At 67.4% G+C, this 25280-nt stretch carries 21 protein-coding genes; 9 read left to right on the top strand and 12 right to left on the bottom strand.

Annotated elements, in window-relative coordinates:
• Positions 1 to 82 precede the first annotated feature (82 nt).
• The 8 genes from hutI to J2P76_RS00655 form a co-directional block, all read right to left on the bottom strand.
• Positions 83 to 1309, bottom strand: coding sequence for an imidazolonepropionase (gene hutI / locus J2P76_RS00690; RefSeq protein WP_207409072.1), 1227 nt, complete (start codon positions 1307 to 1309; stop codon positions 83 to 85).
• Positions 1309 to 1908, bottom strand: coding sequence for a HutD/Ves family protein (locus J2P76_RS00685; protein ID WP_207409071.1), 600 nt, complete (start codon positions 1906 to 1908; stop codon positions 1309 to 1311). The genes hutI and J2P76_RS00685 overlap by 1 nt, the downstream gene beginning before the upstream one ends.
• A complete protein-coding gene (gene hutU / locus J2P76_RS00680) occupies positions 1908 to 3635 on the bottom strand; it encodes a urocanate hydratase (protein WP_207403778.1) in 1728 nt (575 codons plus the stop codon). Before hutU ends, J2P76_RS00685 begins: the two co-directional genes overlap by 1 nt.
• A 23-nt stretch (positions 3636 to 3658) precedes the next feature.
• Positions 3659 to 5209 carry a histidine ammonia-lyase gene (gene hutH, locus J2P76_RS00675; RefSeq protein ID WP_207403776.1) on the bottom strand — a complete coding sequence of 517 codons (1551 nt, stop codon included), beginning with the start codon at positions 5207 to 5209 and terminating at the stop codon, positions 3659 to 3661.
• 121 nt (positions 5210 to 5330) lie between these two features.
• A complete protein-coding gene (locus J2P76_RS00670; protein WP_207403774.1) occupies positions 5331 to 6080 on the bottom strand; it encodes an amino acid ABC transporter ATP-binding protein in 750 nt (249 codons plus the stop codon).
• A gap of 15 nt (positions 6081 to 6095) precedes the next feature.
• Complete coding sequence (locus tag J2P76_RS00665) at positions 6096 to 7235, bottom strand: amino acid ABC transporter permease (protein ID WP_242697253.1); 1140 nt, start codon at positions 7233 to 7235, stop codon at positions 6096 to 6098.
• 12 nt (positions 7236 to 7247) lie between these two features.
• Complete coding sequence (locus tag J2P76_RS00660) at positions 7248 to 8123, bottom strand: ABC transporter substrate-binding protein (RefSeq protein WP_207403772.1); 876 nt, start codon at positions 8121 to 8123, stop codon at positions 7248 to 7250.
• 41 nt (positions 8124 to 8164) lie between these two features.
• On the bottom strand, positions 8165 to 9232 hold the full coding sequence (locus tag J2P76_RS00655) for a TauD/TfdA family dioxygenase (RefSeq protein WP_207403770.1): 1068 nt from the start codon (positions 9230 to 9232) through the stop codon (positions 8165 to 8167).
• A 479-nt stretch (positions 9233 to 9711) separates the two neighbouring features.
• Between J2P76_RS00655 and J2P76_RS00650 the strand changes: the two genes are divergently transcribed.
• The 6 genes from J2P76_RS00650 to J2P76_RS00625 all read left to right on the top strand — a co-directional run bounded on the left by J2P76_RS00650 (position 9712) and on the right by J2P76_RS00625 (position 15678).
• Positions 9712 to 10020, top strand: a complete 309-nt coding sequence (locus J2P76_RS00650; RefSeq protein ID WP_242697252.1) for a BrnA antitoxin family protein — start codon at positions 9712 to 9714, stop codon at positions 10018 to 10020.
• A 302-nt stretch (positions 10021 to 10322) separates the two neighbouring features.
• A complete protein-coding gene (gene dctP / locus J2P76_RS00645) occupies positions 10323 to 11378 on the top strand; it encodes a TRAP transporter substrate-binding protein DctP (RefSeq protein ID WP_207403767.1) in 1056 nt (351 codons plus the stop codon).
• A gap of 21 nt (positions 11379 to 11399) precedes the next feature.
• On the top strand, positions 11400 to 11915 hold the full coding sequence (locus tag J2P76_RS00640) for a TRAP transporter small permease subunit (protein ID WP_207403765.1): 516 nt from the start codon (positions 11400 to 11402) through the stop codon (positions 11913 to 11915).
• Positions 11915 to 13234: a TRAP transporter large permease gene (locus tag J2P76_RS00635; protein ID WP_207403763.1), complete on the top strand. Its 1320-nt coding sequence runs from the start codon at positions 11915 to 11917 to the stop codon at positions 13232 to 13234. Before J2P76_RS00640 ends, J2P76_RS00635 begins: the two co-directional genes overlap by 1 nt.
• Before the next feature lie 76 nt (positions 13235 to 13310).
• The gene (gene dapA / locus J2P76_RS00630) at positions 13311 to 14186 is read left to right on the top strand and encodes a 4-hydroxy-tetrahydrodipicolinate synthase (protein ID WP_207403761.1); all 876 of its coding nucleotides are present in this window, start codon (positions 13311 to 13313) and stop codon (positions 14184 to 14186) included.
• 10 nt (positions 14187 to 14196) lie between these two features.
• Positions 14197 to 15678, top strand: coding sequence for an aldehyde dehydrogenase (locus J2P76_RS00625; protein WP_207403759.1), 1482 nt, complete (start codon positions 14197 to 14199; stop codon positions 15676 to 15678).
• A 205-nt stretch (positions 15679 to 15883) separates the two neighbouring features.
• Here J2P76_RS00625 and J2P76_RS00620 read toward each other — a convergent pair whose 3' ends face one another.
• The gene (locus tag J2P76_RS00620) at positions 15884 to 16537 is read right to left on the bottom strand and encodes a GntR family transcriptional regulator (protein ID WP_207403757.1); all 654 of its coding nucleotides are present in this window, start codon (positions 16535 to 16537) and stop codon (positions 15884 to 15886) included.
• A 442-nt stretch (positions 16538 to 16979) separates the two neighbouring features.
• Between J2P76_RS00620 and bioB the strand changes: the two genes are divergently transcribed.
• Positions 16980 to 18011, top strand: a complete 1032-nt coding sequence (gene bioB, locus J2P76_RS00615; protein WP_207403755.1) for a biotin synthase BioB — start codon at positions 16980 to 16982, stop codon at positions 18009 to 18011.
• A complete protein-coding gene (locus J2P76_RS00610; protein ID WP_207409068.1) occupies positions 18008 to 18865 on the top strand; it encodes a DMT family transporter in 858 nt (285 codons plus the stop codon). The genes bioB and J2P76_RS00610 overlap by 4 nt, the downstream gene beginning before the upstream one ends.
• A 229-nt stretch (positions 18866 to 19094) precedes the next feature.
• On the opposite strand, the gene J2P76_RS00605 is transcribed toward J2P76_RS00610, so the two are convergent.
• Positions 19095 to 20477 (bottom strand): MFS transporter, encoded by a 1383-nt coding sequence (locus tag J2P76_RS00605; RefSeq protein ID WP_207403753.1) that lies wholly within the window; start codon positions 20475 to 20477, stop codon positions 19095 to 19097.
• 77 nt (positions 20478 to 20554) lie between these two features.
• Positions 20555 to 21058 carry a peroxiredoxin gene (locus tag J2P76_RS00600; protein WP_207403752.1) on the bottom strand — a complete coding sequence of 168 codons (504 nt, stop codon included), beginning with the start codon at positions 21056 to 21058 and terminating at the stop codon, positions 20555 to 20557.
• A 183-nt stretch (positions 21059 to 21241) separates the two neighbouring features.
• Here J2P76_RS00600 and J2P76_RS00595 point away from each other — a divergent pair, with 183 nt between their 5' ends.
• Positions 21242 to 21670 carry a hypothetical protein gene (locus J2P76_RS00595; RefSeq protein ID WP_207403750.1) on the top strand — a complete coding sequence of 143 codons (429 nt, stop codon included), beginning with the start codon at positions 21242 to 21244 and terminating at the stop codon, positions 21668 to 21670.
• Between the two features lie 48 nt (positions 21671 to 21718).
• Here the strand turns inward: J2P76_RS00595 and J2P76_RS00590 are convergent, their stop codons facing one another.
• The gene (locus tag J2P76_RS00590) at positions 21719 to 25270 is read right to left on the bottom strand and encodes a DUF748 domain-containing protein (RefSeq protein ID WP_207403748.1); all 3552 of its coding nucleotides are present in this window, start codon (positions 25268 to 25270) and stop codon (positions 21719 to 21721) included.
• Positions 25271 to 25280: the final 10 nt, after the last annotated feature.

The raw sequence follows: 25280 nt of genomic DNA, 5'->3' as shown, positions 1-25280 counted from the left end.
ATAATGCATGTCTATTCAGGCTTGCCGGCAGAGGGCGTGTCTGCGCCGGCCGCCGCCGGCCCGCTCTGCCGAGCGGCGCGAATCACGCGGCGCCGGACGGCGTTCGCGCCAGTTTGCCGTTGCGCACGATGCCGCGCACCGGACGCTGCCCGAACCAGTACGCCAGTTCGGCCGCGTCGGCCAGGTCCCACAGCACGAAGTTTGCGGGCCGGCCGGCGGCCAGCACGCCGAAGCTCTGTTCCAGGCCGAGCGCGCGCGCGGCATGGGTGGTGATGCCGGCGATGGCCTCGGGCACGGTCAGGCGGAACAAAGTGCACGCCATGTTCGCCATCAGCAGCAGGCTCAGGGCGGGAGACGTGCCCGGATTGTGGTCGGTGGCGACCGCCATGGGCACGCCCGCCTCGCGCAGCGCCTCGATGGGCGGCAAGCAGGTGTCGCGCAAGGTGTAGTAGGCGCCGGGCAGCAATACCGCCACGGTGCCGGCGGCCTGCATGGCCCGGATGCCGTCGCCCGACAGATGTTCGAGATGGTCGCACGACAGCGCGCCATGGCGCGCCGCCAGCGCCGCCCCGCCCATGTCGGAAAGCTGTTCGGCATGCAGCTTGACGGGAATGTTCAGGGCCTGCGCCGCCTCGAATACCTGCTCGGTTTCCGCCAGGGAAAAAGCGATCCGCTCGCAGAAAACATCCACCGCGTCCACCAGGCCTTCTTCATGCAGGGCGGGCAGCATCTCTTTGCAGACCCGGTCGATATATTCACCGCTGCGCCCCGCGTATTCCGGCGGCAGCGTGTGCGCGCCCAGGAACGTGGCGCGCACGGTCACGCCATGCGCGCCAGCCAGGCGGCGGGCCACGCGCAGCTGCTTGCGCTCGTGCTCGAGCGCAAGGCCGTAGCCCGACTTGATCTCTATTGCGCACACGCCTTCGTCCAGCAGGCACTGCAGCCGCCGGGACGCGGACTCGAACAGGGCGTCTTCGCTGGCTTCGCGCGTGGCGCGCACACTGGAAACAATGCCGCCGCCGGCCCGGGCCAGCTGTTCATAGCTTGCCCCCGCCAGCCGCATGGCGAACTCATGGGCGCGCTGGCCGCCATAGACCAGGTGCGTATGGCAGTCGACCAGCCCCGGCGACACCAGGGCCCCCCCGCCGTCGTGGCGGGGCATGCCGGCGTAGATGGCCGGCATGGCTTCGGGCGCGCCCACCCATGCCATGTTGCCCTGCGACACCACAATGGCGCAGGGCTGGCCGTCCAGGCCGCGCAGGCCCGACCACACGCCATCGGCAGAAGGCAGGCTGTCGAAATCGCGCATCATTCCTCCGGCTGGCTACGCCAGATCACCGCAAGCAGCCGCGGCGCTTGCGCAGGCTTGCCATCATGCAGTTGCTCATGGCCGGCAAGCGGTGTCAAGCTGCATGCGTTCGGCGCGTCGGCCCACCACAGGCCCTCGCCCGCCGCCAGGCGCTGGCCGGCCGCGCGCCATGCCCCGTGAACTGCCACCAGCACGCCGTGGCGCGCCGCGGGCATGGCCGCGGCGCAAGAAAAGACCCGCACCTCGGCCCGCAGCCTGCCGCGCCGGCTCATGACATTGAAATCGGTCGAGGCGCCGCCCAGCAGCGTGCAATCGATCGCGGCATCGCCCGAAAACGCGAACGGCCGCAGCGGCACATCCAGGCGGTGGTCCACCCCTTCGCCCCGCAGGTGCGCGCCCTCGCCTTCCAGCAGGGCGATCACCCGGTCCACGCCCGGAAACCGTGAAAACGGCCCGGGCGCATCGATGCTGGCAATCGACACGCGCCAATCGAAATCGTCCAGGCCGGCGCCGGCCGGCCAGCATGCGACCTCGCGCGTGCTGCCGCCGCCGTTTTTCCAGGGCGTGACAGGCAGCTCGGCCAGTGCGTAGCGCCGCATCATTTCACCATCGGCAGCTTGAGCCCGAATTTCTTCGCCGTGGCGATGGCCAGCTCGTAGCCGGCGTCGGCGTGGCGCATCACCCCCGAGGCGCAGTCGTTGACCAGCACGCGCGCCAGGCGGCGATCGGCGTCTTCGGAACCGTCGCACACGATGACCATGCCGGCATGCTGCGAATACCCCATGCCGACGCCGCCGCCATGGTGCAGGCTGACCCAGGTGGCGCCCGCCGCGGTGTTGAGCAGCGCGTTGAGCAGCGGCCAGTCGCTCACCGCGTCGGTGCCGTCCCGCATGCCTTCGGTTTCGCGGTTCGGGCTGGCGACCGAGCCTGTATCCAGGTGGTCGCGGCCGATGACGATGGGCGCCTTGAGCTCGCCGTTGCGCACCATCTCGTTGAAGGCCAGGCCGGCCAGGTGGCGTTCGCCCAGGCCCAGCCAGCAGATCCGCGCGGGCAGCCCCTGGAAGGCAATGCGCTCGCGCGCCATGTCCAGCCAGCGGCAGGTCTGCTTGTTGGCCGGGAACAGCGCCTTGATCTTGGCGTCGGTCTTGTAGATGTCTTCCGGGTCGCCGGACAGGGCCACCCACCGGAACGGCCCCTTGCCCTCGCAGAACAGCGGACGGATATAGGCGGGCACGAAGCCGGGAAAATCGAAGGCGTTCTTGACGCCGGCGTCGAAGGCCACCTGGCGGATGTTGTTGCCGTAATCGACCGTGGGAATGCCCATGGCCTGGAAGTCGAGCATGGCCTGGACATGCACGGCGCAGCTCTGGGCGGCCGCGTCTTTCAGCCTGGCGTGCTGGCCGGCGTCGGCCATGGCCTGCTTCCATTGCGGGACGGTCCAGCCCAGGGGCAGGTAGCCGTGGATCAGGTCATGCGCCGAGGTCTGGTCGGTGACGATGTCGGGCCTGGGCCCGCCCGCCGCCGCGCGCCGGGCCAGCTCGGGCAAGACCTCGGCCGCGTTGCCCAGCAGCGCGATCGACACCGCCTCTTTGCGCGCGGTGTGGTGCGCGATGAGCGCCAGCGCGTCGTTCAGGTCGCGGGCCTGCTTGTCGACATAGCGCGTGCGCAGGCGAAAGTCGATGCTGCTCTGCTGGCACTCTATGGTCAGCGAGCAGGCGCCCGCCAGCGTGGCCGCCATCGGCTGCGCGCCGCCCATGCCGCCCAGGCCGGCCGTCAATATCCACCGGCCCGACAGATCGTTGCCGTAATGCTGCCGGCCCGCCTCGGCGAAGGTTTCGAAGGTGCCCTGCACGATGCCCTGGCTGCCGATGTAGATCCAGCTGCCCGCCGTCATCTGTCCGTACATGAACAGGCCCTTGCGGTCGAGCTCGTTGAAGTGTTCCCAGTCGGCCCACTTCGGCACCAGGTTGGAATTGGCCAGCAGCACGCGGGGCGCGTCGGCGTGCGTCTTGAACACCCCCACCGGCTTGCCCGATTGCACCAGCAGCGTTTCATCGGCCTCCAGTTCCTTCAGCGAGGCCAGAATCTGGTCGAAGCATTCCCAGTTCCGCGCGGCCCGCCCGATGCCGCCGTACACCACCAGGTCTTCGGGGCGCTCTGCCACGTCGGGGTGCAGATTGTTCTGGATCATGCGAAAAGGCGCCTCGGTAAGCCAGCTCTTGCAGCTCAGCCGGGTGCCCGTCGGCGCCGCGATGCGGCGGCCCGGGTCATGGCGGGTAAACGTGGCGCCGTCGTGGCTGGCGCTGGTGCGGTCGTGTGCGTTCATGAGCGTCGTCCTGGAAGGCGAAATCAAAGCGTGGCTTCGGCGTGGCTGGGAAGAATCGACAGCAGGGCTTGCGGCAAGGCGGCCGCCAGGGCCCACTGCCGCATCGTCTCGATATCGGAGGCCAGGTAGCGGTCGCTGTCGACGAAGTCCACGCGCTGGCGCACGCGGGCGATTTCCGCCTCGACCAATGCCGAACTGCGCGGCGTGCCCGCCGTGCGCCGCAGTTCGATGCCCTGGATGGCCGCCATGGCCTCGACCCCGACGATCACGGCCGTGTTGTCGACCATGTCCGCCAGGCGGCGCCCGGCGTAGGTCGCCATGGACACGTGGTCTTCCTGGTTGGCCGAGGTGGGCAGGCTGGTGACGCTGCTGGGGTTGGCCAGGCACTGGTTTTCGGCCGCCAGCGCGGCGGCGGTGACCTGGGCGATCATGAACCCCGAATTGAGCCCCCCGTCGCGCACCAGGAAAGGCGGCAGGCCCGACAGGCCGGCATCCAGCAGCAGGGCCAGGCGCCGCTCGGCGATAGCGCCGATTTCGCTGACGGCCAGGGCGATGATGTCGGAGGCGAAGGCAACCGGCTCGGCGTGGAAATTGCCGCCCGAGATGACCTCGCCCGTGTCGGCGAACACCAGCGGGTTGTCCGACGCCGCATTGGCCTCGATGGCCAGCACGCGCGCGGCATGGGCCAGGTTGTCGAGGCAGGCCCCCATGACCTGCGGAATGCAGCGTATGGAATAGGGATCCTGCACGCGGCCGCAATCGGCATGGCTGGGAATGATGGCGCTGCCGTCGAGCAGCGCGCGCACGGCGCCCGCCACGGCGATCTGCCCCGCCTGGCCGCGGGCGGCGTGGATGCGCGCGTCGAACGGCTTGATCGAGCCCTGGATCGCTTCGAGCGTGAGCCCGCCGGACATCAAGGCGGCGGCCAGCACGCTTTCCGCGCCGAACAGCCCGGCCAGGCCCAGCGCCGAAGACACCTGGGTGCCGTTGAGCAGGGCCAGCCCTTCTTTGGGGCCCAGCGCGAAGGGGCTGAACCCGATCTCGCCCATGGCCTCGGCCCCCGGCACGACGCGCCCGTCGGCCAGCATGGCCTGCCCGTGGCCGATCAGGACGCACGCCAGGTGCGCCAGCGGCGCCAGGTCGCCGGACGCCCCGACCGAGCCCTTGCACGGGATCACCGGCACGATTCCCGCATTGAAAAGCCCCAGCAGGGCCTGCACGAGTTCCGGCCGCACGCCGGAATAGCCGCGAGACAGGCTGACGGCCTTGGTGGCCATGACCAGCCGCACCACCGCCGGGCTGAGCGGCTGGCCGGTGCCGACGCTGTGCGACAGGACCAGGTTGCGCTGCAGCGCCGCCAGGTGGTCGTTGTCGATGCGCGTGCTGGCCAGCTTGCCGAAGCCGGTATTGATTCCGTACACCACCTGACCGCCCGCCACGATGGCGTCGATGGCCTGCTGGGCCCGGCACAGGGGCGCTTCCAGGGCCGGGTCGAGTTCCAGCGTCACCCCGCCCTGGTAGATCCGGCGCAGGTCGGCCAGCGTCAGAGGCTGGGCGGTCAGTCGAATAGTCATTTGGTTTAGCCTGTCACGTTCTGAACAAACATGTATATACAGGATAGCAGAAATAAAAACCGCAATAAACGCGGCAGGCCGCAAAGCGGGACGGAGCAAGTCCGCCCGCCCGCCCGCGCAATCAGATCCGCTTGGCCTCGTGGATGCTGCGCAAGAACGCGCGGGTGCGATCGCGCTGCGGGTCGCCGAAAATCTGTTCCGGCAGGCCTTCTTCGTACACGGCGCCATCGTACAGGAAGCACACCTTGGACGAGACCTCGCGCGCAAAGCCCATTTCATGCGTGGCCAGCAGCATGGTCATGCCCTCGTCGGCCAGCTGGCGCACGATGTTCAGCACTTCGGACACCAGTTCCGGGTCCAGCGCGGAGGTGATTTCGTCAAGCAGCAGGACCAGCGGGTCCATCGCCAGCGCCCGCACGATGGCCACGCGCTGCTGCTGCCCGCCCGACATGCGGTCGGGATATTCCCGGGCCTTGTGGGCCAGGCCGATGCGCTTGAGCAGCGCCATGGCCTTTTCCTCGGCCTCTTCTCTGGGCTGCTTGAGCACCCGGATGGGCGCCAGGGTCACGTTTTCCAGCACCGACATGTGCGGGAAAAGGTTGTAGCCCTGGAACACGATGCCGATGTCGCGCCGCAGCGCATTCACGTCCACTCCCGGGCCGGTGATGCGGTCGCCGTGCACGCGGATCTCGCCCTGGTCGATGGACTCCAGGCCGTTGATGCAGCGAAGCAGCGTGGACTTGCCCGAGCCGGAAGGCCCGATCAGGGAGACGACCTGGTGCTGGTCCACCGACATCGTCAGGTGCTTGATGACCGGCTGTTCGCCGTACGACTTGGAGATATCGTTGATCTCGATGAACAAAGACGACATGCCTGGTGTGTCTCCTCAGCCCTGGGCGCGTATGCGCTCGCGGTCGCGCCTCATCATGCGCTCCACAAAGCGGGTCTGCGGAATCGAAATAATGATGAACAGGATGGCCACCGTGGTCACGGCGGACAGGTTGTAGTAGTTGGAGGCGATCAGCATCGACTGGTTGAAAGAATCGATCACGCCCACCACGCTTACCAGTGCAGTGTCTTTTTGCAGGGCGATGAAGGCATTGAGCAGCGGCGGAATGATCTGCCGTATGCCCTGGGGCACCACCACGTAGCGCAAGGTCTGCATGTGGGACAGGCCCAGCGAGCGCGCCGCGGCGGTCTGGCTCCAGTGGATGCTGAGGATGCCGGCGCGGTAGATTTCCGCCACGTAGGCGCCCACCGTCAGCGTCAGCGCGATCACCACGAAAGCCGTCAGCGACAGGTCTTTCAAAATCGGCACGCCCGTGAGCGGAATGCCGAAGCCCACCAGGTAGATCACCAGCACGGCCGGTATCGCCCGGAATACGTCGATGTAGATGGTGGCCATGATGCGCAGCGGCTTGCCGGCGATGCCGGGCGCGAAGGTCGCCAGGGCAACGATCAGCCCCCAGATCAGCACGAAGACTTCGGCCATCAGAAAGATCTTGATGTTGACCCAGAACGCTTTCAGCACCAGCGGAAAGGTCTTGAACATCAGCGGGACCAGGAAGAACGTCTTGCTGACCGTCTGGTCGTTGGCCAGCAGGAACTGCCCGCCCAGCACCATGATCAGCTGCGCGAACGCCGACCCGATGGCGATCCAGGTGGCGTCCCGGGCCGCCGCGCGGGCCGTCCGGGCGGCCACGATGTCCTGGGCGGCTGCCGCCCGGCGCACCTCGCCGCAGCGGCGGTATCCGCGCCACAGCGGCAACACCACGATGACCGACAGCAGGCCCAGCAGCACCGCCGCCGCGTCCACCGGCCCGCCCGGCACGCCGGCCGCCCGCAGGGCGGCGCGGCCCGCATGGATTGTCTGCCAGCTGCTCGCCACGGCGGCCAGCACCAGCAGCAGGGCCAGCAACCATAATGCGGTCGGGGCGGCGGGCATGCCGCCGATGTTGAACCTGCGCCCCATGGCAAACCCGCCCGAAATAGTGTCCGGTACCCGATCCGTTGCGTCGTTGCTCATTGGTCCGCGATCTCAGCGCGTGAAGTCAGGCACTTTGTCGGGATCCGTTCCCAGGCTGGGGACCAGGTACTTCTCGGTCAGGCGCGCAATCGTGCCGTCCTGCTTGAAGTCCTTGATCATCTTGTTGAAGGCTTCCAGGTTGGGAGAGTCTTTATTGACCAGCCCGCCCCAGAATTCTTTGGTGTCGTAGTTGCCCACCACCTCGAAGGCCCCCTTGGACTGGTGCGCGCGCGCCAGCACGTTGACGGTGTCGTAGATGGCGGCGTCGATCTGGTTGGCGGCCAGCGCGGCATACATGGACGAGTTGTCCATATAGACCTTCAGGTCTTCGGTGGGCTTGACATGCTCGTTGACGTACTGCAGCGTGGTGCTGCCCTGGCGCACGCCGATGCGGGCGTTCTTGATGCTGTCTTTGTCGAGCTTGGTGCCCGCCTTCACCAGCACGCCCTGCCCCGAATGGAAGTAAGGCTCGGTGAAGTCGACCACCTTCTTGCGCGCGTCGGTAATCGTGACCTCGCTGAGCGCAATGTCGAAGCCCTGCGACCGGCCCGTCAGGATCTGCGCGAACGAGCGGTTCACCAGCACCACCCGGTCGAGCCCCGCGCGGTAAGCCATATTGGCCGCCAGGCAGTACTCGAAGCCGTCCTTGACGGTTTCGAGCGAGTCGCCATTCCACCAGCCCGGGGCCGGCAGCACCGGGCGCACCGACAGCACGCCCGGCTCGACCGTCTGCAGCTTGACCGAACCGCGTTCTCCGGTAACTTCACAGTTGCCGTAGTCGGGGGCGGCCAGGGCCACGGCGGGCGCGGCGATCAAGAGCGCCGACAGTACGGCCGAACGCAATGCGGAGCGTCCGGCAAAAGCGCCGGAGAAGATATTTCGCGTCATGACATTCCTTGGTAATGGAAGAGATATTGTTTTCGGATGGATCAATCGGCAATCGCCACGGCGGGCTGCGCGATGCCGCCGTGCGGCTTGCCCGCGCTGATATCGCCCCACAGCACGGCGTGATCGTTCGGCAGGGCGCGCGAGTTGGGCACGCCCAGCCAGAGACGCATCAGCATCCGGTCCTGGTTGGTGGAGGCATCGTCCTTGAATGCGGTGCGGCCATGATAAATCACGTGGTTGTTCAGCAGCTGGATGTCGCCGGGGGCAAAGCGCATCTCGAAGCAATGCTCTTGCGCCAGGTCGAGCAGCAGACGCAAGGCTTCGTGCTCGGCGTCCGACAGTTTGCGCACGCCCGGCATCAGCTGCGCGTTCTCGATGTAGGTCAGTGAAAAATGACTGGTGAGCTTACCATCGCGCACGCCGAACACCGGCAGGTCGTACGCGATATGCTCGCCGCCGGCCTCTTCGCCGAAACGGGCCCGGGGAATCGGCTTGCACAGCAGCGCGTGCAGGTCCGGCCGGCGCTTGAGCATTTCGTTGTACACCGTGGCGCTGCTGGCCAGCTTGCTGACCCCGCCTTCGGAAGCCTGGCGCACGCAAAGCAGCCCCACCACATCGCAACGGTCGGTGTGAAAGCGCAGCTGGCCCGGCGACAGGGTGCGCGCCCCCGAAGAGAGGAACTCTTTGCCATCGGCATCCACGGTGGCGCCGTACAGCTTCACGGCCACGCCGGCGCCTTCGTCTTTGATCTCGCGCATGACCTCGCCGCGGCGGTTCTGGAAGAGCGGCGTGCCCAGGTGCGCCCCCAGGCCGTACCAGATGCGGCGCAGCTGGTCGGGGTTGTAGCGGCTGACGTCCAGGCCCTGCATTTTCACCATGCCCGAGCCGTTTTCCAGCTCTTCGCGCACGTCGTCGAAAAAGGCCTCGGCGCCCGGCAGCGGGAAGTTGCGCCGGGTGACCGCTTTCCAGTCGATGTCCCGGACCTGGTGGACCGCGCTATCGATGCTCTCGAGCACCGCCGCGGGAAACCGCTTCACCCAGCGTTGATTTTCAACCATCTCGGCGCCGGTCCATACACAGGCGCCTTCCAAGAGTTTCGATTCGGACATGGAATCTCCAGAACAACCCAAATATTCAAATGAATGAAATACGTGATTAAACCCAACTGAAGCCCGAGGTTGCCTATACAGGATCGAACAATACGGCATCACCCCCAGACTGACAACCGATAAAGGACGGCAGCTAGGGCAAATACCTAGGCAGGCGTTCAGGCCGCTGAACCAAAGGGGGGATTTCAGCACAGATTTCCCGGCACAGGCATTGGCAGCCGACCAGGCACCTGTGGCCCAGCCCTGGCCCACAGACCCTTTTGTCATTCCGACCATTTCCAGAATGCGATTTTTTTAGGAGCATTCACACGGCTGTACAAGAACGCCCTCCGAAGCCCGGCACAAGCTCGCTGGTGTTTCCAAATAAACGTATCTACAATAAATTACGTAGCATTGAGAAGGCATAACGAGGGTCATCAGTTTTCGCCACGCAAGTGTTGAGGAACGGGAGGCTTACTATGCCTGGCTCGAAGAAGAGAATGCCCAATGACATGACCCGCGCCGAAGTGCTGGCAGCAGCACGCGCTACGGATTCCGCGCAAGATTTTGCGTGGGATGGCAAAGATCAGGACGACCGTCCCGCGACCAAGGAAGAACTGGAAACAGCTCTTGCGGCCGCGCGGCGCTCCCGCGGCCGTCCCGCGGGTAGCGGGGTCAAGACTCAAGTCGCCATCCGCATCGACGACGATGTGCTGGAAACCTTCCGCGCCACCGGAAAGGGTTGGCAAACGCGCATCAATGCCGCGTTGAAAGATTGGTTGAAAGATCACTCGCCCGCACAGATCTGATAGGCGCCGATCATGCTACCTGTCTTGATCGCCCCCACAAGCAAGCAATAACAACGCTTCCATAGCTTGCACGCAGCTTCGCGGCCGGCACCCGAGCCGCCCTCTTCCCCTGGGCATGGAATCGCTCCACGTTCAGGCCCTTTCCCTTATCTCAAGAAGCTCCGGCAGCGCCGCCATCCACCAGCGCGCGTGACCGCCCCGCCTAGGATTAACCCTTAAATATGTTGTTAATATATTTAATGGATATTAGACTGTGGCCGCAAAGAAAGTGCTTCCGCTTTCCCTATCCACGAGAGGAGACTATGAAAATACTGTTCCGCGCACTGGCTGCCGCCGTCATCTCGGCGTGCGCCGCCGGTTCCGCCGCCGCGGCGGATGTCACCTGGCGTGTTCCGACCTCGGTTCCGGAAGGATCGCCCTTCTACAAGAATTTCCTGGAACGCTTCGCCTCCAACGTCAAGACGCTGACCGCCGGGCGAGTGGAGATCCAGCCGTTCGGCGCGGGCGTGATCGTGCCGGCCCTGAAGGTGTTCGATGCCGTGCAGGACGGCGTGGTCGAAGCCGGCCATTCCACGTCCAGCTACCTGGTCAACCAGAACCCGGAAAACGCCATTTTCTCGGGCTTCCCCGGCGGCATGGGGCCCGACGCCTATAAGGCCTGGCTGTACGAAGGCGGCGGCAGGCAGAAGCTCGAAGAACTGCGCGCCAAGCAGGGCCTGAAGACCATGATCGTGGGCATCGGCTCTTCCGAGATCATGGCGCACGCCAACAAGCCCATCCGCAACGCCGAAGACCTGAAGAACCTGAAGTACCGCACCTCGGGCCCCTGGGCCGAGGTGATGCGCGATTACTTCGGCGCGGTGCCGACCGTGGTGCCGCCGGGCGAGACCTACACGCTGCTGCAGCGCAAGGGCGTGGACGCCGTGGAATGGGCGCCGCCGTCGGCCAACATGCCCGAGGGCTTTCACCAGGCGGCCAAGTACATCGTGGTGCCGGGCGTGCACCAGCCCACCTTCATGTGGGAAGTGGTGGTCAAGCAGGAAACCTGGGACAAGGTGCCGGCCGACCTGAAGCCGCTGATCGAGGCGGCCGCCGAGCTCACCACGCAGCAGGGCCTGGACTACTTCTACGACGCCGACATGAAGGCCATGGCGAAGTACCGCAGCGGGCGCAACGAGATCATCACGCTCAGCCCCGAGTTCGTGAAGCAGCTTTCCGACGCGGGCAACGACTGGATGCGCAAGACGGCCGAGGCCCGCAAGGCCGACGGCAAGCCGGAAATGGCCGAGGTGCTGGCCGACTACCAGGCCTATCACGCGCGCTGGAAAGCCGAGAGCGGCTACCTGGTCCGCAACTGACGCCAGGCGAGGAAAGCGATCATGCTCGATGTCCTGGCCCGGTTCGCCAACGGCGTATCCCGGTTCGCGTCGCTGCTGGCCAGTGTGTCGGCGGCGGTGCTGACCCTGGCGATGGTGTACGAGGTCTTTGCGCGCTATGTGTTCGATGCGCCCACGGTGTGGGCGTTCGACATCGCCTACATGAGCAACGGCGCGGTGTTCCTGCTGGGCATGGCCTACGTGCTGCGCGAAGACGGCCACATCCGCATCGACGTGCTGCGCAACCGCCTGCCGGCCCGCTTCAACAACGTGGTCGAGGGTATCGCCTACCTGGTGATTCTGGCGCCGTTCTTCGGCGCGCTGTCTTCGATTGCCCTGTCGCATACCTGGCGCGCGTGGGTGCGCCATGAAGTCGAAACCGTCAGCCCCTGGGCGCCGTTGATGTGGCCCTTCTATCTGCTGATCGCGATCGGGCTGATCGCGATGACCCTGCAGCTCGCGGCCGAAGGGCTGCGCGCCTTCGCCGGGCGGCGCGCCCCGGCCGCGAAGGAGCATTGATGAACCCGACTGTCGCCGCCCTGATGTTCCCGGGAATGTTCCTGCTGATTTTCCTGGGCATTCCGGTTTCGCTTTCCCTGATCATTCCCGCCATCGTCGCCGGCTGGTTCGCTTTCGGCGGAAATGTATTCAACCAGCTCTACGGCGGGCTTTATTCCGCCGCCACCAACTACATCCTGTCCGCGATTCCCATGTTCGTGCTCATGGGCGCGATCCTGGAACGTTCCGGCATCGCGGCGCGGCTGTTCCGCACCATGCAGCTGTGGCTGGGGCGCCTGCCGGGCGGCCTGGCCGTGGCCACCATCGCCATGGGCGCAACCTTCGCGGCGGCCGCCGGCGTGGTCGGCGCGGTCGAGGTCATGGTGGGCCTGATGGCCATCCCGGCCATGCAGCGCTTCCGCTACGACAACTCGCTGATCGCCGGAACGATCTGCGCCGGCGGCTCGCTGGGCACGATGATCCCGCCGTCGGTGGTGGCGGTGGTGTATGCCTCGCTGGCCCAGATCTCGGTGGGCGAGCTGTTCGCCGCCATGCTGTTCCCCGGCCTGATCATGGTGGGGCTGTTCATTCTGTACATCATCGGCGTGTGCGTGCTGAACCCCAGGAAAGGCCCGCCCGCCGATGCCGAGGACATGCGCCTGCCGCTGGCGGCCAAGCTGCGCATCACCCTGAGCGGGCTGGTGCCCACGATGCTGCTGATCTTCGCCGTGCTGGGCTCGCTGATGGCGGGTATTGCCTCGCCCACCGAAGCGGCGGCCGTGGGCGCGGTCGGCGCGCTGATCCTGTGCATCTGCTACGGCCAGTTCAGCATGTCGATGATGCGGGAATCGCTGGCCATCACGGTCCGCATCTCGGCCATGATCCTGCTGATCGTGGCCGGCGGCATCATGTTCACCGGGATTTTCGCGGCCAACGGCGGCTCGCGCCTGATCCAGGGCCTGACCTCGGACCTGGGCCTGGGCGTGAACGGCACCCTGGTCCTGTTCCTGTGCATCGTGTTCCTGCTGGGCTTCGTGCTGGACTGGACAGCCAACGTGCTGATCTGCGTGCCGCTGTTCCTGCCCGTGCTGACGGCCGCGGGCGTCGACCCGATCTGGTTCGGCGCGCTGGTGATCATCGTGATCCAGACCAGCTACCTGACGCCGCCCATGGCCTCGTCGATTTTCTACCTGCTGTCGATCGCCCCGCCGGACATGAAATACAGCCAGGTGTGCAAGGGCGTGGTGCCCTTCATCCTGGTGCAATTCGTGACGCTGGCGATCGTGGCGCTGTTCCCGGCCCTGGCAACCTGGCTGCCGCAGCGCATCGTGGGGTTCTGAACAACCTGGTTTGCGGGCCCGCGCGGCCCCGTTTCCGCCCGGTGACACGGGCGTTTTTTCTGCAATAGGAAGACGTATGAATATCGAAGGAGTCCTGGTACCCATCGTAACGCCGTTCGGCGCGGACGGCCGCGTGAACGCCGATGCCCTGCGGCAGCTGGTGGACCGCTTCGTGGAAGCGGGCGTGGCCGGCATCGTGGCCTGCGGCACCACCGGCGAGTTCTATGCCCTGGAAGACGACGAGCGCGAACTGGTGCTGCGCACCGTGGCCGATGCGGCGCGCGGGCGTATCACCCTGATCGCGGGCATCAATGCGCTGTCCACCCCGCAGGCCATCCGCAACGCCGATCAGGCGCGGGAACTGGGCTACGAAGGCCTGATGCTGACCGCGCCCCCCTACAGCCTGCCCGAGCAGGCCGGCATTGTGCAGCATTTCCGCACGGTGGCCGCCGCCACGCCGCTGCCCATCATCCTGTACGACTTTCCCGCGCGCATCGGCGTGCAGATCGCGGTGGAAACCGTGATCGAGCTGGCGCGCATTCCCAATATCGTCGGCATCAAGGAAAGCAGCGGCAACTTCAACCGCGCGCTGGCGCTGATCCAGGCCCGCATCCCGGACTTCCACATCATCAGCGGCTCGGACGACATGGCCGCCGATTTCCTGTTCTGGGGCGTGCGCAGCTGGATCAGCGGCGGGGCCAACGTGTTTCCCGCCGAACAGGCGGCAATGGTCAAGGCCGCCGCAGAACAGCGCTGGGACGAGGTCCGCACGCTGATGAGCGGCATGTACCCCGTGATCCAGGCGATGGAATCCGGCGACTACAACCAGAAGGCCAAGCTCGGCTGCCGCCGCCACGGCGTGGACGCCGGCACCGTGCGCCTGCCGCTGGCGCCGCTGTCGGCCGAGGATGAGCGCGCCTTCCTGGCGATGCTCGACGCCTACCAGGGATAAGGAGACCGCCATGCCGCAGACCAAAGAGCAGATTTTCGAGCAGGCCCGCGCGGGCCGGTTGTGGGCGGGCCACTTGATTCCCGGCCATGCGTCGCCGGGCGAGCGCCTTGAGAACACCACGCCGATCGACAACAGCGTGATCGGCGCGATCGAGGCCGGCAGCGCGGCCGACGCGGACGGGGCCGTGCGCATCGCGCGCGCCAGCTTCAAGTCGGGCGAATGGTCGGGCCTGGCGCCGGCCGAACGCAAGCGCATCATGCTGGCCTGGGCCGACCTGCTGGCCGCGCACGCCGAAGAACTGGCGGCGCTGGACTGCGTGGACGCCGGCAAGCCGATTACCGAATGCCTGAACACCGACATGCCGGCCACGCTGGACACGTTCCGCTGGTACGCCGAAGCGGTGGACAAGTGCTTCGGGCGCATTTCGCCCACCGGGCCCGAGGCGCTGGGCCTGATCGTGAAAGAACCCATCGGCGTGGTGGGCGCCGTGCTGCCGTGGAATTTCCCGGCGCAGATGTATGCCTGGAAAGTGGCGCCGGCGCTGGCCGCCGGCAACTCGGTCATCGTCAAGCCGGCCGAACTGACGTCGCTGAGCGCCTACCGCATGACCCAGCTGGCCCACCAGGCCGGCATACCGGCCGGCGCCCTGATGCTGGTGACGGGCCTGGGCGAGACAGTGGGGCAGGCCATCGGCCGCCACATGGACGTGGACGTGGTGTCGTTCACCGGCTCGACCGAGGTGGGACGTTATTTCCTGAAATACTCGGCCGAGAGCAACCTGAAAGAGATCGTGCTGGAATGCGGCGGCAAGAGCCCGCAGGTGATTTTCGACGACGCCGACCTGGACGAGCTGGCCGACCACGTGCTGGCGGCGGCGTTCTGGAACATGGGCGAGAACTGCAGCTGCGGCTCGCGCCTGATCGTGCAGACGGGCATCAAGGACGCCCTGCTCGAGCGCCTGCGCCAGCGCCTGTCGGAATGGAAAGTGGGCGTGCCCACCGACGCCTCGGTGAAAATCGGGCCGATGATCGAGCGCGCGCATTTCGACAAAGTGCGCGGCTTCCTGGACGGCGCCGCGGCCGAAGGGGCGCGCCTGGTGCATGGCGGGCGCATTCATGCGGATCTGGGCAGCGGCTGGTATGTCGAGCCGACGATCTTCGACGGCGTGTCGGCGGGCTCGCGCCTGTTCCAGGAAGAAGTCTTCGGGCCGATTCTGGCGGTGACGCCCTTCGAGACCGAGGCCGAGGCCGTCGAGCTGGCCAACAACAGCCACTACGGCCTGGCGGCGTCGCTGTACACCCGCGACGTGCGCCGCGCGCAGCGCGTGGCGCGGGCCATCCAGGCCGGCACAGTGTCGGTCAACGGGTTTTCGGAAGGCGACATCACCACGCCCTTCGGTGGCTACAAGCAGTCCGGCTTCGGCGGCCGCGACAACGGCCTGGAAGCGCTGGACCAGTACCAGCAGGTGAAGACCATCTGGTATGTGAATTGACCCCCCCCGAAGCGCTACGCGCTTTCCACCTCGCGGCTGGCAGGCCGCTCGGATTCGCCAGGCATAGAACAGTCCTCAAGGACTGTTCTATGTCCGGGCTCATCCCCCCAGGGGGCGACGCTGGCGGACCGGCGGAGCCGGATCCGCGGCGTCCCCGATTCCGCTGCACCCGTTGTCATTCTGATCGGGTCGCGCGGCGCGGCCCTTATCCTTCGATGACGGTGTGGGTGAATTCCATCAGATAGCGCATCAGGGCGTCGGCGCCGGCCATGGCGCGCTCGGGGTCGTTGGCGTGGATGCCTTCGGCCTCCATCAGGTGGCACTGGGCGCCGCGCTCGAGGTCGCCTTCGTGCTGGAAGGCATACCAGAAGCGCCGGCACTGGATGATCATGGGAACGATGGCCTGCACCGCGTAGGGGTTGCGGCTGGCTTCGTGGTTGACGCGGTCCAGCGCCTGGTCGGCCTGCATGTAGCCGGCCAGGTCGCCGCGCCCGGCCGCGGCCACCATCTCGTGCGCGTGCTGCAGCAGCTGGGCGCGCTGCTCGGGCGTGGCGCGGCGCGCCGATGACATGGCGATCAGGCGTTCCAGCACCCGGCGGGTTTCGATCAGGATCAGGTGTTCCGCGATACGGATCTCGCTGACGCGCAGGCCCCGGCGCGGCTGCTGCTCGATCAGGCCGCTGGCCACCAGGCGCATCAGCGCCTCGCGGATGGGCGTACGGCCCAGGCCGGTGAGCTGGACCAGGTCGCTTTCCACAATGGGCTGGTTGGGCTCGAGCTTGAGCGTGGCGATCATCTGCTCGATCGCGTCGTAGGCGGCTTCGGTCGCGCGTGTCTTGATAGGGGGAACTTGGTTCATGAAAACAATGGCCGGGATCCTGCCAAAGCCGGGGCTGCGCCCCGCGGACGCGAGCAACCCCGCAGCGATCGTTAATATGCTGTCAGTATATTAGATTCGCCAAGCTCGTGCTCGGCCGGCCACCACGGTACACGCCGACACGCCGGCCATGCCAACCGGATAAACCCCCGATACACGTGCCCGCTTCAACACGGGCTGCGGCTGCCGGACCGGCGCGGCGGCCGCATACCAGTTACAAAATGACGCAAAAAAGCGGCCGCCCCGGCTGGCCGAAGATGGCGCCGGGTTAGCGGCGCGGCCGCCGCAAAAACCGCCATGTCCCGCACAACACCACCCATCGTCTGGCAAACCTGCCGCTTTTTCCTCGATTGCATTTTTGCCGCGCGGGTTCTTACGATCCGCCGCTGATGGCCGTGCCACATCGACTCAGCGGAGGATCGCCATGCACACCTCGACCATTCCCGTTTCCGACATTGCCAGGCCTGTCGCGCCCGCGGCCGGCGCCTGGCAGGCGGACGACATCCTGGCGCTTTATGAGCTGCCCTTCATGGATCTGCTGTACCGCGCCCAGCAGGTCCACCGGCAGCACTTCGACGCGAGCGCGATCCAGCTGTCGAGCCTGCTGTCCATCAAGACTGGCGGCTGCCCCGAAGACTGCGCGTACTGCCCGCAGTCGGCCCATTACGACACCGGCCTGGCGGCCGACAAGCTGATGCCGCTGGACGACGTGCTGCGGGCCGCCCGCGCCGCCCAGGCCGGCGGCGCGCAGCGCTTCTGCATGGGCGCGGCCTGGCGCAGCCCCAAGCCGCACCACCTGGACGCAGTGGCCGAGATGATCCGCGCGGTAAAGGCGCTGGGCCTGGAAACCTGCGTGACGCTGGGCATGCTGCGCGACGGCCAGGCCGAACAGTTGAAGCAAGCCGGGCTGGACTACTACAACCACAATCTCGATACCTCGCCCGAGTTCTACGGCAGCATCATCTCGACCCGCACCTACCAGGACCGCCTGGACACGCTGGAGCGCGTGCGCGACGCCGGCCTGAACGTGTGCTGCGGCGGCATCGTCGGCATGGGCGAATCGCGGCGCGAACGCGCCGGCCTGATCGCGCAGCTGGCCAGCCTGGACCCCTACCCCGAATCGGTGCCGATCAACAATCTGGTGCAGGTGGAAGGTACGCCGCTGGCCGGCACCGAGGCGCTGGACCCGTTCGAATTCGTGCGCACCATCGCCGTGGCCCGCATCGCCATGCCGCTGGCGCGCGTGCGCCTGTCGGCCGGCCGCGAAACCATGAGCGACACGCTGCAGGCGCTGTGTTTCCTGGCGGGCGCCAATTCGCTGTTCTGCGGCGACGTGCTGCTGACCACCGGCAACCCGCAGGTAGAGGCCGACCAGCGCCTGCTGGCGCGCCTGGGCATGCACGCGGAAGGCGCCCTGCCGCCCCCGCCCGAGGCCGCGCCGACATGGTCCCGCTGAGCCCCGGCCTGCTGTACCTGCTGGCCAGCGTGGCCTTCAGCGTCACGGTCGCGGTGCTGCTGAAGCTGGCGCGCCGCCACGACATCGACGTGCGGCAGGCCATCGCCGCCAACTACGCGGTCACCGCGGCGCTGAGCTGGCTGGTGCTGCGGCCCTCAGGCGCCCAGCTGGCGTCGGCCGGCCAGGCCTGGGGCATGCTGCTGGCGCTGGGCGTGCTGCTGCCCAGCGGCTTCATGGCCATGGCGCAGTCGGTGCGGCACGCCGGCATCGTGCGCAGCGACGCGGCGCAGCGGTTGTCGCTGTTCCTGCCCCTGCTGGCGGCCTTTCTGCTGTTCGGCGAATCGATCACCGCGCGCAAGGCGGGCGCCATCGCGCTGGCTTTCACGGCCCTGTTCTGCGTGCTGCGCCGGCGCGCTCCGGCCGGCAGCCAGGCCGCCGGCCCGCATGCCTGGCTGTGGCCGCTGGGCGTCTGGGCCGCCTATGGCCTGGTCGACATTCTGTTCAAGCAGATGGCCAGAGCCGGCGCCGCGTTCCCGGGCGCGCTGCTGATCGCCTTCGTCCTGGCCGGCGGGTTCATGGCCGCCTACCTGCTGCTGCGGCGCACGGCCTGGCAGCCGCGCCACCTGCTGGCCGGCGTGGCGCTGGGCGCGGCGAACTTCGGCAACATCGTCACCTACATCCGCGCCCACCAGGCCCTGCCGGACAATCCGGCGCTGGTGTTTTCGGCCATGAACATGGGGGTCATCGCGCTGGGCACGGTGGTGGGCGCCCTGGCGTTCCGCGAGCCGCTCAGCCGGTTGAACCTGCTGGGGCTGGTGCTGGCGGTGGCGGCGATCCTGCTGATGATGCCTTGAAAGGACGGGCCCACCCCCGAAGCGCTACGCGCTTCCCCCTCAAGGGGGCGACGCTGGCGGACCGGCAAAGCCGGCTCCGCGGCGTCCCCGATCGGGCAGTTTGCGCTTTATTGCCAGGTATCTCCTGGGCCAGGTGTCTGACTCCCGCAGGGTGTCGGACACCGTGCGACTGAGACGGCTGTAGCGTACGGCGGTGTCTGACACCCTGCGGGAGTCAGACACCTGCGAATCAAGTGCCGGTGCGCGCCGGCGGCTCGGCGCCGTCGGCGGGCGGTTCGGCGTCTGTCCCGGATGCCGGTTCAGAAGCCGCCGCGGCGGGCTCGGGCGCCTGCACCACGTCGGGTTCGGGCGAGGCCATTTCCATGGTCACGTCCACTTCGGGGTCGACGCGCGGATCCAGCGCGGCGGCGGCCGGCGAGCTTTGCAGGTTGTCGGGCAGCGGCACGAAATGCACCGGCGCCTCGTCGACCTGGTGCGCGCCCGTGACCCGCGCCGGCCGCACCTGCCACACCAATATCAGCGCGCACACCGACACGAACACGTAGTACATGCTGGGGCCGGCGGCGGACATCAGCACGCCCGCCACCATGGGCCCCAGGCAGGCGCCCACGCCGTAGGTCATGAGCAGGATGGCGCTGAGCCCCACGCGCCGTTCGGGCTCGACGTGGTCGTTGGCGAATGCGGCGCCCAGCGGATACAAGGTGAACTGCAGCACCCCGAACACGCACGACATCAGCACCAGCAGCCAGAACGGCAGGTCGAGCCAGCCCCACATGACTACCGGCAGCAGCACCAGCAGGAAGGCGTTGAAGCGGATCAGGCCGGCCCGGTTGATGCGGTCGGACAGCCAGCCCATCGGCCACTGCGACAGCAGCCCCGCCGTGACGCCCGCCGCCACGAAGACGGCGGCCTGCGAGGTCGTCATGCCGAACTTGGCGGCATACACCGGCGCCAGGCCGTAGAACGCGCCCGACAGGTTGCCCGCCACGAACAGCACGGTCATGGACAGCGGCACGCGCTGGAAGAAAAAGCGCAGGTCCAGCGGCGCGGGCAGCGGCGTGGGCGGGTGCGAACGCGCGGTCACGGCAATGGGCACCAGGCACAGCACCATGCAGGCGGCCACCAGGGTCAGGGGCTGCTGGTCGAGCGTGGCATAGGCGGTCAGCGCCAGCTGGCCCAGCACCGTGCCCAGGCCCGACACCACCATGTACACCGAGAATACGCGGCCGCGCTGGTGGTTTTCGGTTTGTTCGTTCAGCCAGCTTTCGATGACCATCAGCTCGGTCACCATGACAATGCCGGCCACCAGGCGGAACAGCAGCCACACCGGCATGTAGTCGACCAGGATCTGGGCCAGGATCATGCTGGTGGAAATGGCGGCGCAGGCCACGAAAGCGCGGATGTGACCGACGCGGATGATCAGCTTGTGGCCCATGCGGGCGCCGCAGACCAGCCCCAGGTAATAACCGGCGATCAGCGCGCCGATCCAGATCTCGCTGACCGATTCGGCGGTCAGCCGCAGCCCCATGTATGTATTGAACAGGCCGGTGCCGATCAGCATCAGCAGTGTCGCCAGGTACAGCGACGAGAAGGAGGAAATCGTGGATAGCATGGGAATGCGGGGAGTGCCGCCGGGATGGCGGCGCCGCGGGGCGCCCTGTGCGCCGCGCGGCACATGACAACAATACGCTAGATCTGCGACAACATGGTGGCGGCGTCGCTGACTTCGAACTTGCCGGGCGCCTCGATGTTCAGCTGCTTGACCACGCCGTCCTGCAGCAGGGCCGAATAACGCTGCGAGCGCACGCCCATGCCGCGCGCGTCGAGGTCGAGTTCCAGGCCCAGCGCGCGGGTCCAGTGGGCCGAGCCGTCGGCCAGCATGCGCACCTTGCCGGCGGTTTGCTGGTCGCGGCCCCAGGCGCCCATGACGAAGGCGTCGTTGACGGCCACGCACCAGATTTCGTCGACGCCCTTGCTTTTCAGGGCCTGCGCCTGCTCGACATAGCCCGGCAGGTGCTTGGCCGAGCAGGTGGGCGTGAAGGCGCCCGGCACGGCGAACACGGCGATGGTCTTGCCCTTGACCAGGTCGGCCACCTGGAAGGCATTGGGCCCCACCGAGCAGCCGCCGCTTTCGGTTTCGAAAAATTCGGTCAGGGTGCCGTCGGGCACGCGATCGCCGACTTTGATGGTCATGGGTTCTCTCCAGGTACGGGCAGGGGTTCGGGCGGGAATCGCCCGGCAAACCGCCATCATAGTGCCAGTCCGGCGGTTCGGGTGAGCGGCCGCGCGCCGGCCCGCCGGCGGGAAAGAATCATGCACAGACTGATACGACTCTACACCGGGCGGGGGTGCCCCGCGCCGCCGGGCCTTGCCATAATGGAACCCATGCGCAACCTCCTGACCACCGCCCTCGCGCTGGCCATGGGCCTGGCCGGCGCCCCCGCCGCCCAGGCGCAGAACCAGGCGGAATTCGACCAGCTTGTCGTCACGTCCGGCGCCACCAATGGCGCCGCGCAAGTGTGCGGGGCCTCGCCGCCCGACCTGGCGCGGCACCAGGCCACGGCGCGCGCCAACCTGCGGCGCTACGCCGCCGAATTCGGCTACAAGGCCGACCGCTTCGACGCCCTGTTCGGACAGGGCCGCGGCGAAGGCAAGAAAATGATGCTGGACATGCGCGAGTCGGGCGTGGACGGCTGCCCGGGCATGCTGGGCAGCTTCCAGCACGAGCGCGACATCGGCTACGACGAGATGAAGCAGGGCATCGCCGAGGTCACCGACGGCCTGCCCGAGCCGCAAGACAAATAGCCCGGATAGCCGCCGCCGCGCCGGCGCGCGGCGCGGCGGCCCGCTGGTTTACTTCAGGGCGAAATCCACCCGCGCGGGCGCGGCGTCGCCTTCGCCGGCGGCGCCATCCAGGCTGGAAGCCACGATGAAGATGCGGTCGGCCGGGCCGCTTTCCTGCAGTTTCTCGTACACGGCCTGGGCGCGCGCATCGGCCAGCCGCCGCAGGTCGTCGTCGTCGACCGGCGCGGCCTGGCGCAGCATCGCCTCCATCTGGTCGGGCGGCACCGACTTGGCGAAGCCGATGAAATTGCGCGGCTTGTTCTCGATGTCGGTGTCGTCGTAGACCTCTTCCAGATACTCGGCGCGCTCGGCGTCCGACACCTTGACGCTGGCCGGATCGGGATGCTTGCCGCGGCTGCCGGTATCGGCGGCCTTGGCCTTGCGTATCTGCAGGTCGACCCAGGCCTGGCGCAGGCCTTCGGTGTCGGTGGCCGGATCGGCGCGGCCGATGATGTCCAGCTTCAGGCCGGGGCGGTCGTTCAGCGCCTTGGCCAGGGTGGCGATGCGCTCGTCGGCGTCGGCCGCCAGGATGGCGCTGCCAGGCTCGAAGTTGATGTACGACAGTTCTTCGCCGCCGCCGAAGGCCGAGGCCAGCAGCGAGAACGGCGAGGTCACGGCCTTTACGACCAGATTGACCAGCACGCGCACGATGATGCCGCCCACCGAGAACTGCGGGTCGTCCAGCGAGCCCGAAATGGGCAGGTTGATGTCGATGTTGCCGCGGCTGTCTTTGAGCAGGGCCACCGCCAGCATCACCGGCAGCTTGGTGGCGTCGGGGCTGTCGGTCTTGTCGCCGAAGGTGAGCTGGTTCAGCACCACGTGGTTGCTGGCCTGCAGGGCCCGGTCTTTCAGCTTGTATTCCAGGTCGAGCGACAGCTTGCCGCGCTTGATGGGGTAGCCGACGTACTTGGCCGAATACGTGGTGAAGCGCGGCAGGTCGACGCCCTTGGCCGAGGCTTTCAGGTCCAGCGACAGGAATTCGGCGAAGGGCTGCACCGTGCCGCTGATGGACAGCGGCGCCGTGCCGTACACCCGGCCGGTGACCTTGACCTTGGCGGGTTTGGGATTGCGCGACGACACCGCCGACAGGCCGCCTTCGATGCGCGACAGCTCGGCCGTATAGTTCGGCTTGACGAAGCGGTCGGTGAACGTCATGCGGCCGCTTTTCAGGTTGACGCTGCCCACGGAAATATCGGGCAGCTGGCCCGAGGTGTCGGGCTTGCGCGCCGACCGGCCGCGGGTCTGGGTGTCTTGCGTGATCGAGCCGCCGGCCTGGCCGGGCTCGGCCACCAGGTCCATGACGTTGAGCCGCCCTTCGGCGCTGAGCAGGATGCGGCCGTAGAAATCGTCGAGCGTGATGTCGCCCAGGTTGGCCGCGTATTTGTCGCCATCCACCGACACCTGCATGCCCTCCAGGCCCAGGCGCTTCCATTTCAGGAAGTCGTCGCGGTTGACGCGGTCGGCCAGGTCCAGGCCGGTGACGTCGACCGCGCCCTGCCAGCGCGCCTTCATGGGCGTGCCGCCGGCGGCGGCCGAAAACGCCGCCTGGCCGCGCGCGCCGACCGCCACGGCGCGCACGGTGGCATTCAAGCTGGACGCCACATAAGGCGCCAGCGACGCCAGGTCGAGATTCTGCAGATCGACGCTGGTTTGCAGCGCCAGCGGCTGCGGCGTCAGCTGGCCTTGCAGAGCCAGCTGGCCGTCGCCCTGGATGCCGGACGCCTGCAGCGTAAAAGGCGAAGGCTGGCTGTCGAGCGCCAGGCGGTCGGCCGTCAGCGTCAATTGCGCCAGAGCCAGGTCCACGGCCGGCTTGACGGATTCATCGCGCGCGGCGAACTGCGACAGTTCGACCTTGACCCCGGTGGCCGACACCTGGGTGGCGCCGCCCTGCTCGGCCAGCTTGACCTGTGCCTGCAGGCCCAGCAGGCCATCCTGCAGCTGGACGGGCGCCTGGCTGCGCACGGCGGCGGCGAACGGCGCCAGCGCCAGGTGGCCGGCACGCAGGTCCAGGTCGAGCGCCAGGGGACTGAGCCGCAGCGGCCCCTTGGCGCGGATCCAGCCGCCATCGGCCGGGTTGTCCATGGTGAGCCACAGCAGGATGGGCTGCCCGGGCGGCTGCGGGAACTGCACGTTTTCCGCGGTGGCGGACAGGCCGGCCAGGGAGTAGTCGAGCCCGGTGGGCGCATCGCGCAGGCGCAGCCCGGCGTCATTGATGTTGATGGCGTCGACCGATACGCGCCAGCCGTCCGGCTCGGCGGCGGGCGCGGCCTCGGTCGCCGGAGCGCCCGTTGACGGGGCGGCGGGGCTGGCGGCCGCCGCCTGCGTTTCCGCCGCCTGCGTTTCAGCGGGCTTTGCCTCAGTGGGCGCGGCCTCGGCGGGCTTCGCCGCGTCTGCCTTCGTGTCAGCTACCTTGACCGCGAGGGCCTTTGGCTGGCCCGCTTGCGCCGCCGCCTTGGCCCCGGCCTTCGGATCGGCCGGCTTGCCCCCGCCCAGCGCCTTGAGCCGGTCGATGACATGCAGCCAGTTGATGCGCTGGCTGGCATCGCGCCGGGTCTGCGCCATGGGCGACCACAGTTCGACCTGCCCGATGGCCAGCTGGCGCGCGATCGGGTCGAGCGCGATGCGGCGCACGTTAAGGGTGCTCCATTGCAGCAGCGCCTCGCCCGAGGTTTCGCGCAGGTCGAGCTGGCGCAGGCCCAGGTCGCCCACCACCCGGATCTTGGGCGCGGCGTCGCGCGGCTGCTCGAACACGATCTGCAGGTCGGAATCGAGCAGGGCGCGCTCGACCTTGATGGGCAGTTGCGCGGGCCAGGCATCGGCCCACTTTTCCAGTTCCAGCCCGCTGAACTTCAGGTTCAGCGTCGAGGCCGGCACCTCGTCGAAGGGCCGCGCCACGCCGTCCAGGTCGAACGGGCTGCCGTTGATGCGCATGTGCACGCGCGGCTGCACGTCGATGTCGGTGGCGTAGCCGAAGGTGGAAATGAACGGCACCCCCAGCGCGATCTCGTCGATCTGCTGCTTGCGGCCGGTGACGCGGTCATCCAGGGTGATGCCGCCGTCTTCCAGCACCAGGTTGTTCAGCGAGAAGCGCGGCAGCCCGCCGTCGTCGTCGGGCTGTTCGGGCTGCGGCTGCGCGGCGGCCATGTCGGCCAGCTTCTGCTGGATATCGGAAAAATTGAAGCGCGTGACGTCTTCGCGCACCAGCGCGATGCGCGGGCGCTGCACCCGCACCGAGTCGACCACCGGGGCGAACCAGAACAGCGACATCCAGGATGCACTGACGTCCAGTTGACCGATATCAATCAGCGCGGCGCTGCCGCCCGGCTGTTCGATGGCAAGATCGTGGGCCCGGACGGTGAGCGTAAAGGGGTTGAAGCTGATGTCGCCCACCTGCACCGGCCGCCCCAGCAGGGCCGCGACGTCGTCGGTAAGCGCGCTGCGCAGCACCTTGGGCACTTGCCAGGCGGCCACGCCGAACAGAATGAGAATGACAGCCACCGTGGCCAGAAGGATCTTTCCGAAACGCCGAGTAAATTTCAACCTGGGCATCCTGAAGGCCATGCGTGATCTC

The organism is Bordetella petrii (assembly GCF_017356245.1).
GTDB classification, from domain to species: Bacteria; Pseudomonadota; Gammaproteobacteria; order Burkholderiales; family Burkholderiaceae_B; genus Bordetella_A; species Bordetella_A petrii_D.
The sequence above is the reverse complement of the archived record's forward strand: the minus strand, read 5'-3'. Positions and strand labels throughout refer to the sequence as shown.

Coding starts and splice junctions, on each gene's coding strand:
- hutI (WP_207409072.1), bottom strand. CDS start 1,309: ATGCGCGATTTCGACAGCCTGCCTTCTGCCGATGGCGTGTGGTCGGGC.
- J2P76_RS00685 (WP_207409071.1), bottom strand. CDS start 1,908: ATGCGGCGCTACGCACTGGCCGAGCTGCCTGTCACGCCCTGGAAAAAC.
- hutU (WP_207403778.1), bottom strand. CDS start 3,635: ATGAACGCACACGACCGCACCAGCGCCAGCCACGACGGCGCCACGTTT.
- hutH (WP_207403776.1), bottom strand. CDS start 5,209: ATGACTATTCGACTGACCGCCCAGCCTCTGACGCTGGCCGACCTGCGC.
- J2P76_RS00670 (WP_207403774.1), bottom strand. CDS start 6,080: ATGTCGTCTTTGTTCATCGAGATCAACGATATCTCCAAGTCGTACGGC.
- J2P76_RS00665 (WP_242697253.1), bottom strand. CDS start 7,235: ATGAGCAACGACGCAACGGATCGGGTACCGGACACTATTTCGGGCGGG.
- J2P76_RS00660 (WP_207403772.1), bottom strand. CDS start 8,123: ATGACGCGAAATATCTTCTCCGGCGCTTTTGCCGGACGCTCCGCATTG.
- J2P76_RS00655 (WP_207403770.1), bottom strand. CDS start 9,232: ATGTCCGAATCGAAACTCTTGGAAGGCGCCTGTGTATGGACCGGCGCC.
- J2P76_RS00650 (WP_242697252.1), top strand. CDS start 9,712: ATGCCCAATGACATGACCCGCGCCGAAGTGCTGGCAGCAGCACGCGCT.
- dctP (WP_207403767.1), top strand. CDS start 10,323: ATGAAAATACTGTTCCGCGCACTGGCTGCCGCCGTCATCTCGGCGTGC.
- J2P76_RS00640 (WP_207403765.1), top strand. CDS start 11,400: ATGCTCGATGTCCTGGCCCGGTTCGCCAACGGCGTATCCCGGTTCGCG.
- J2P76_RS00635 (WP_207403763.1), top strand. CDS start 11,915: ATGAACCCGACTGTCGCCGCCCTGATGTTCCCGGGAATGTTCCTGCTG.
- dapA (WP_207403761.1), top strand. CDS start 13,311: ATGAATATCGAAGGAGTCCTGGTACCCATCGTAACGCCGTTCGGCGCG.
- J2P76_RS00625 (WP_207403759.1), top strand. CDS start 14,197: ATGCCGCAGACCAAAGAGCAGATTTTCGAGCAGGCCCGCGCGGGCCGG.
- J2P76_RS00620 (WP_207403757.1), bottom strand. CDS start 16,537: ATGAACCAAGTTCCCCCTATCAAGACACGCGCGACCGAAGCCGCCTAC.
- bioB (WP_207403755.1), top strand. CDS start 16,980: ATGCACACCTCGACCATTCCCGTTTCCGACATTGCCAGGCCTGTCGCG.
- J2P76_RS00605 (WP_207403753.1), bottom strand. CDS start 20,477: ATGCTATCCACGATTTCCTCCTTCTCGTCGCTGTACCTGGCGACACTG.
- J2P76_RS00600 (WP_207403752.1), bottom strand. CDS start 21,058: ATGACCATCAAAGTCGGCGATCGCGTGCCCGACGGCACCCTGACCGAA.
- J2P76_RS00595 (WP_207403750.1), top strand. CDS start 21,242: ATGGAACCCATGCGCAACCTCCTGACCACCGCCCTCGCGCTGGCCATG.
- J2P76_RS00590 (WP_207403748.1), bottom strand. CDS start 25,270: ATGGCCTTCAGGATGCCCAGGTTGAAATTTACTCGGCGTTTCGGAAAG.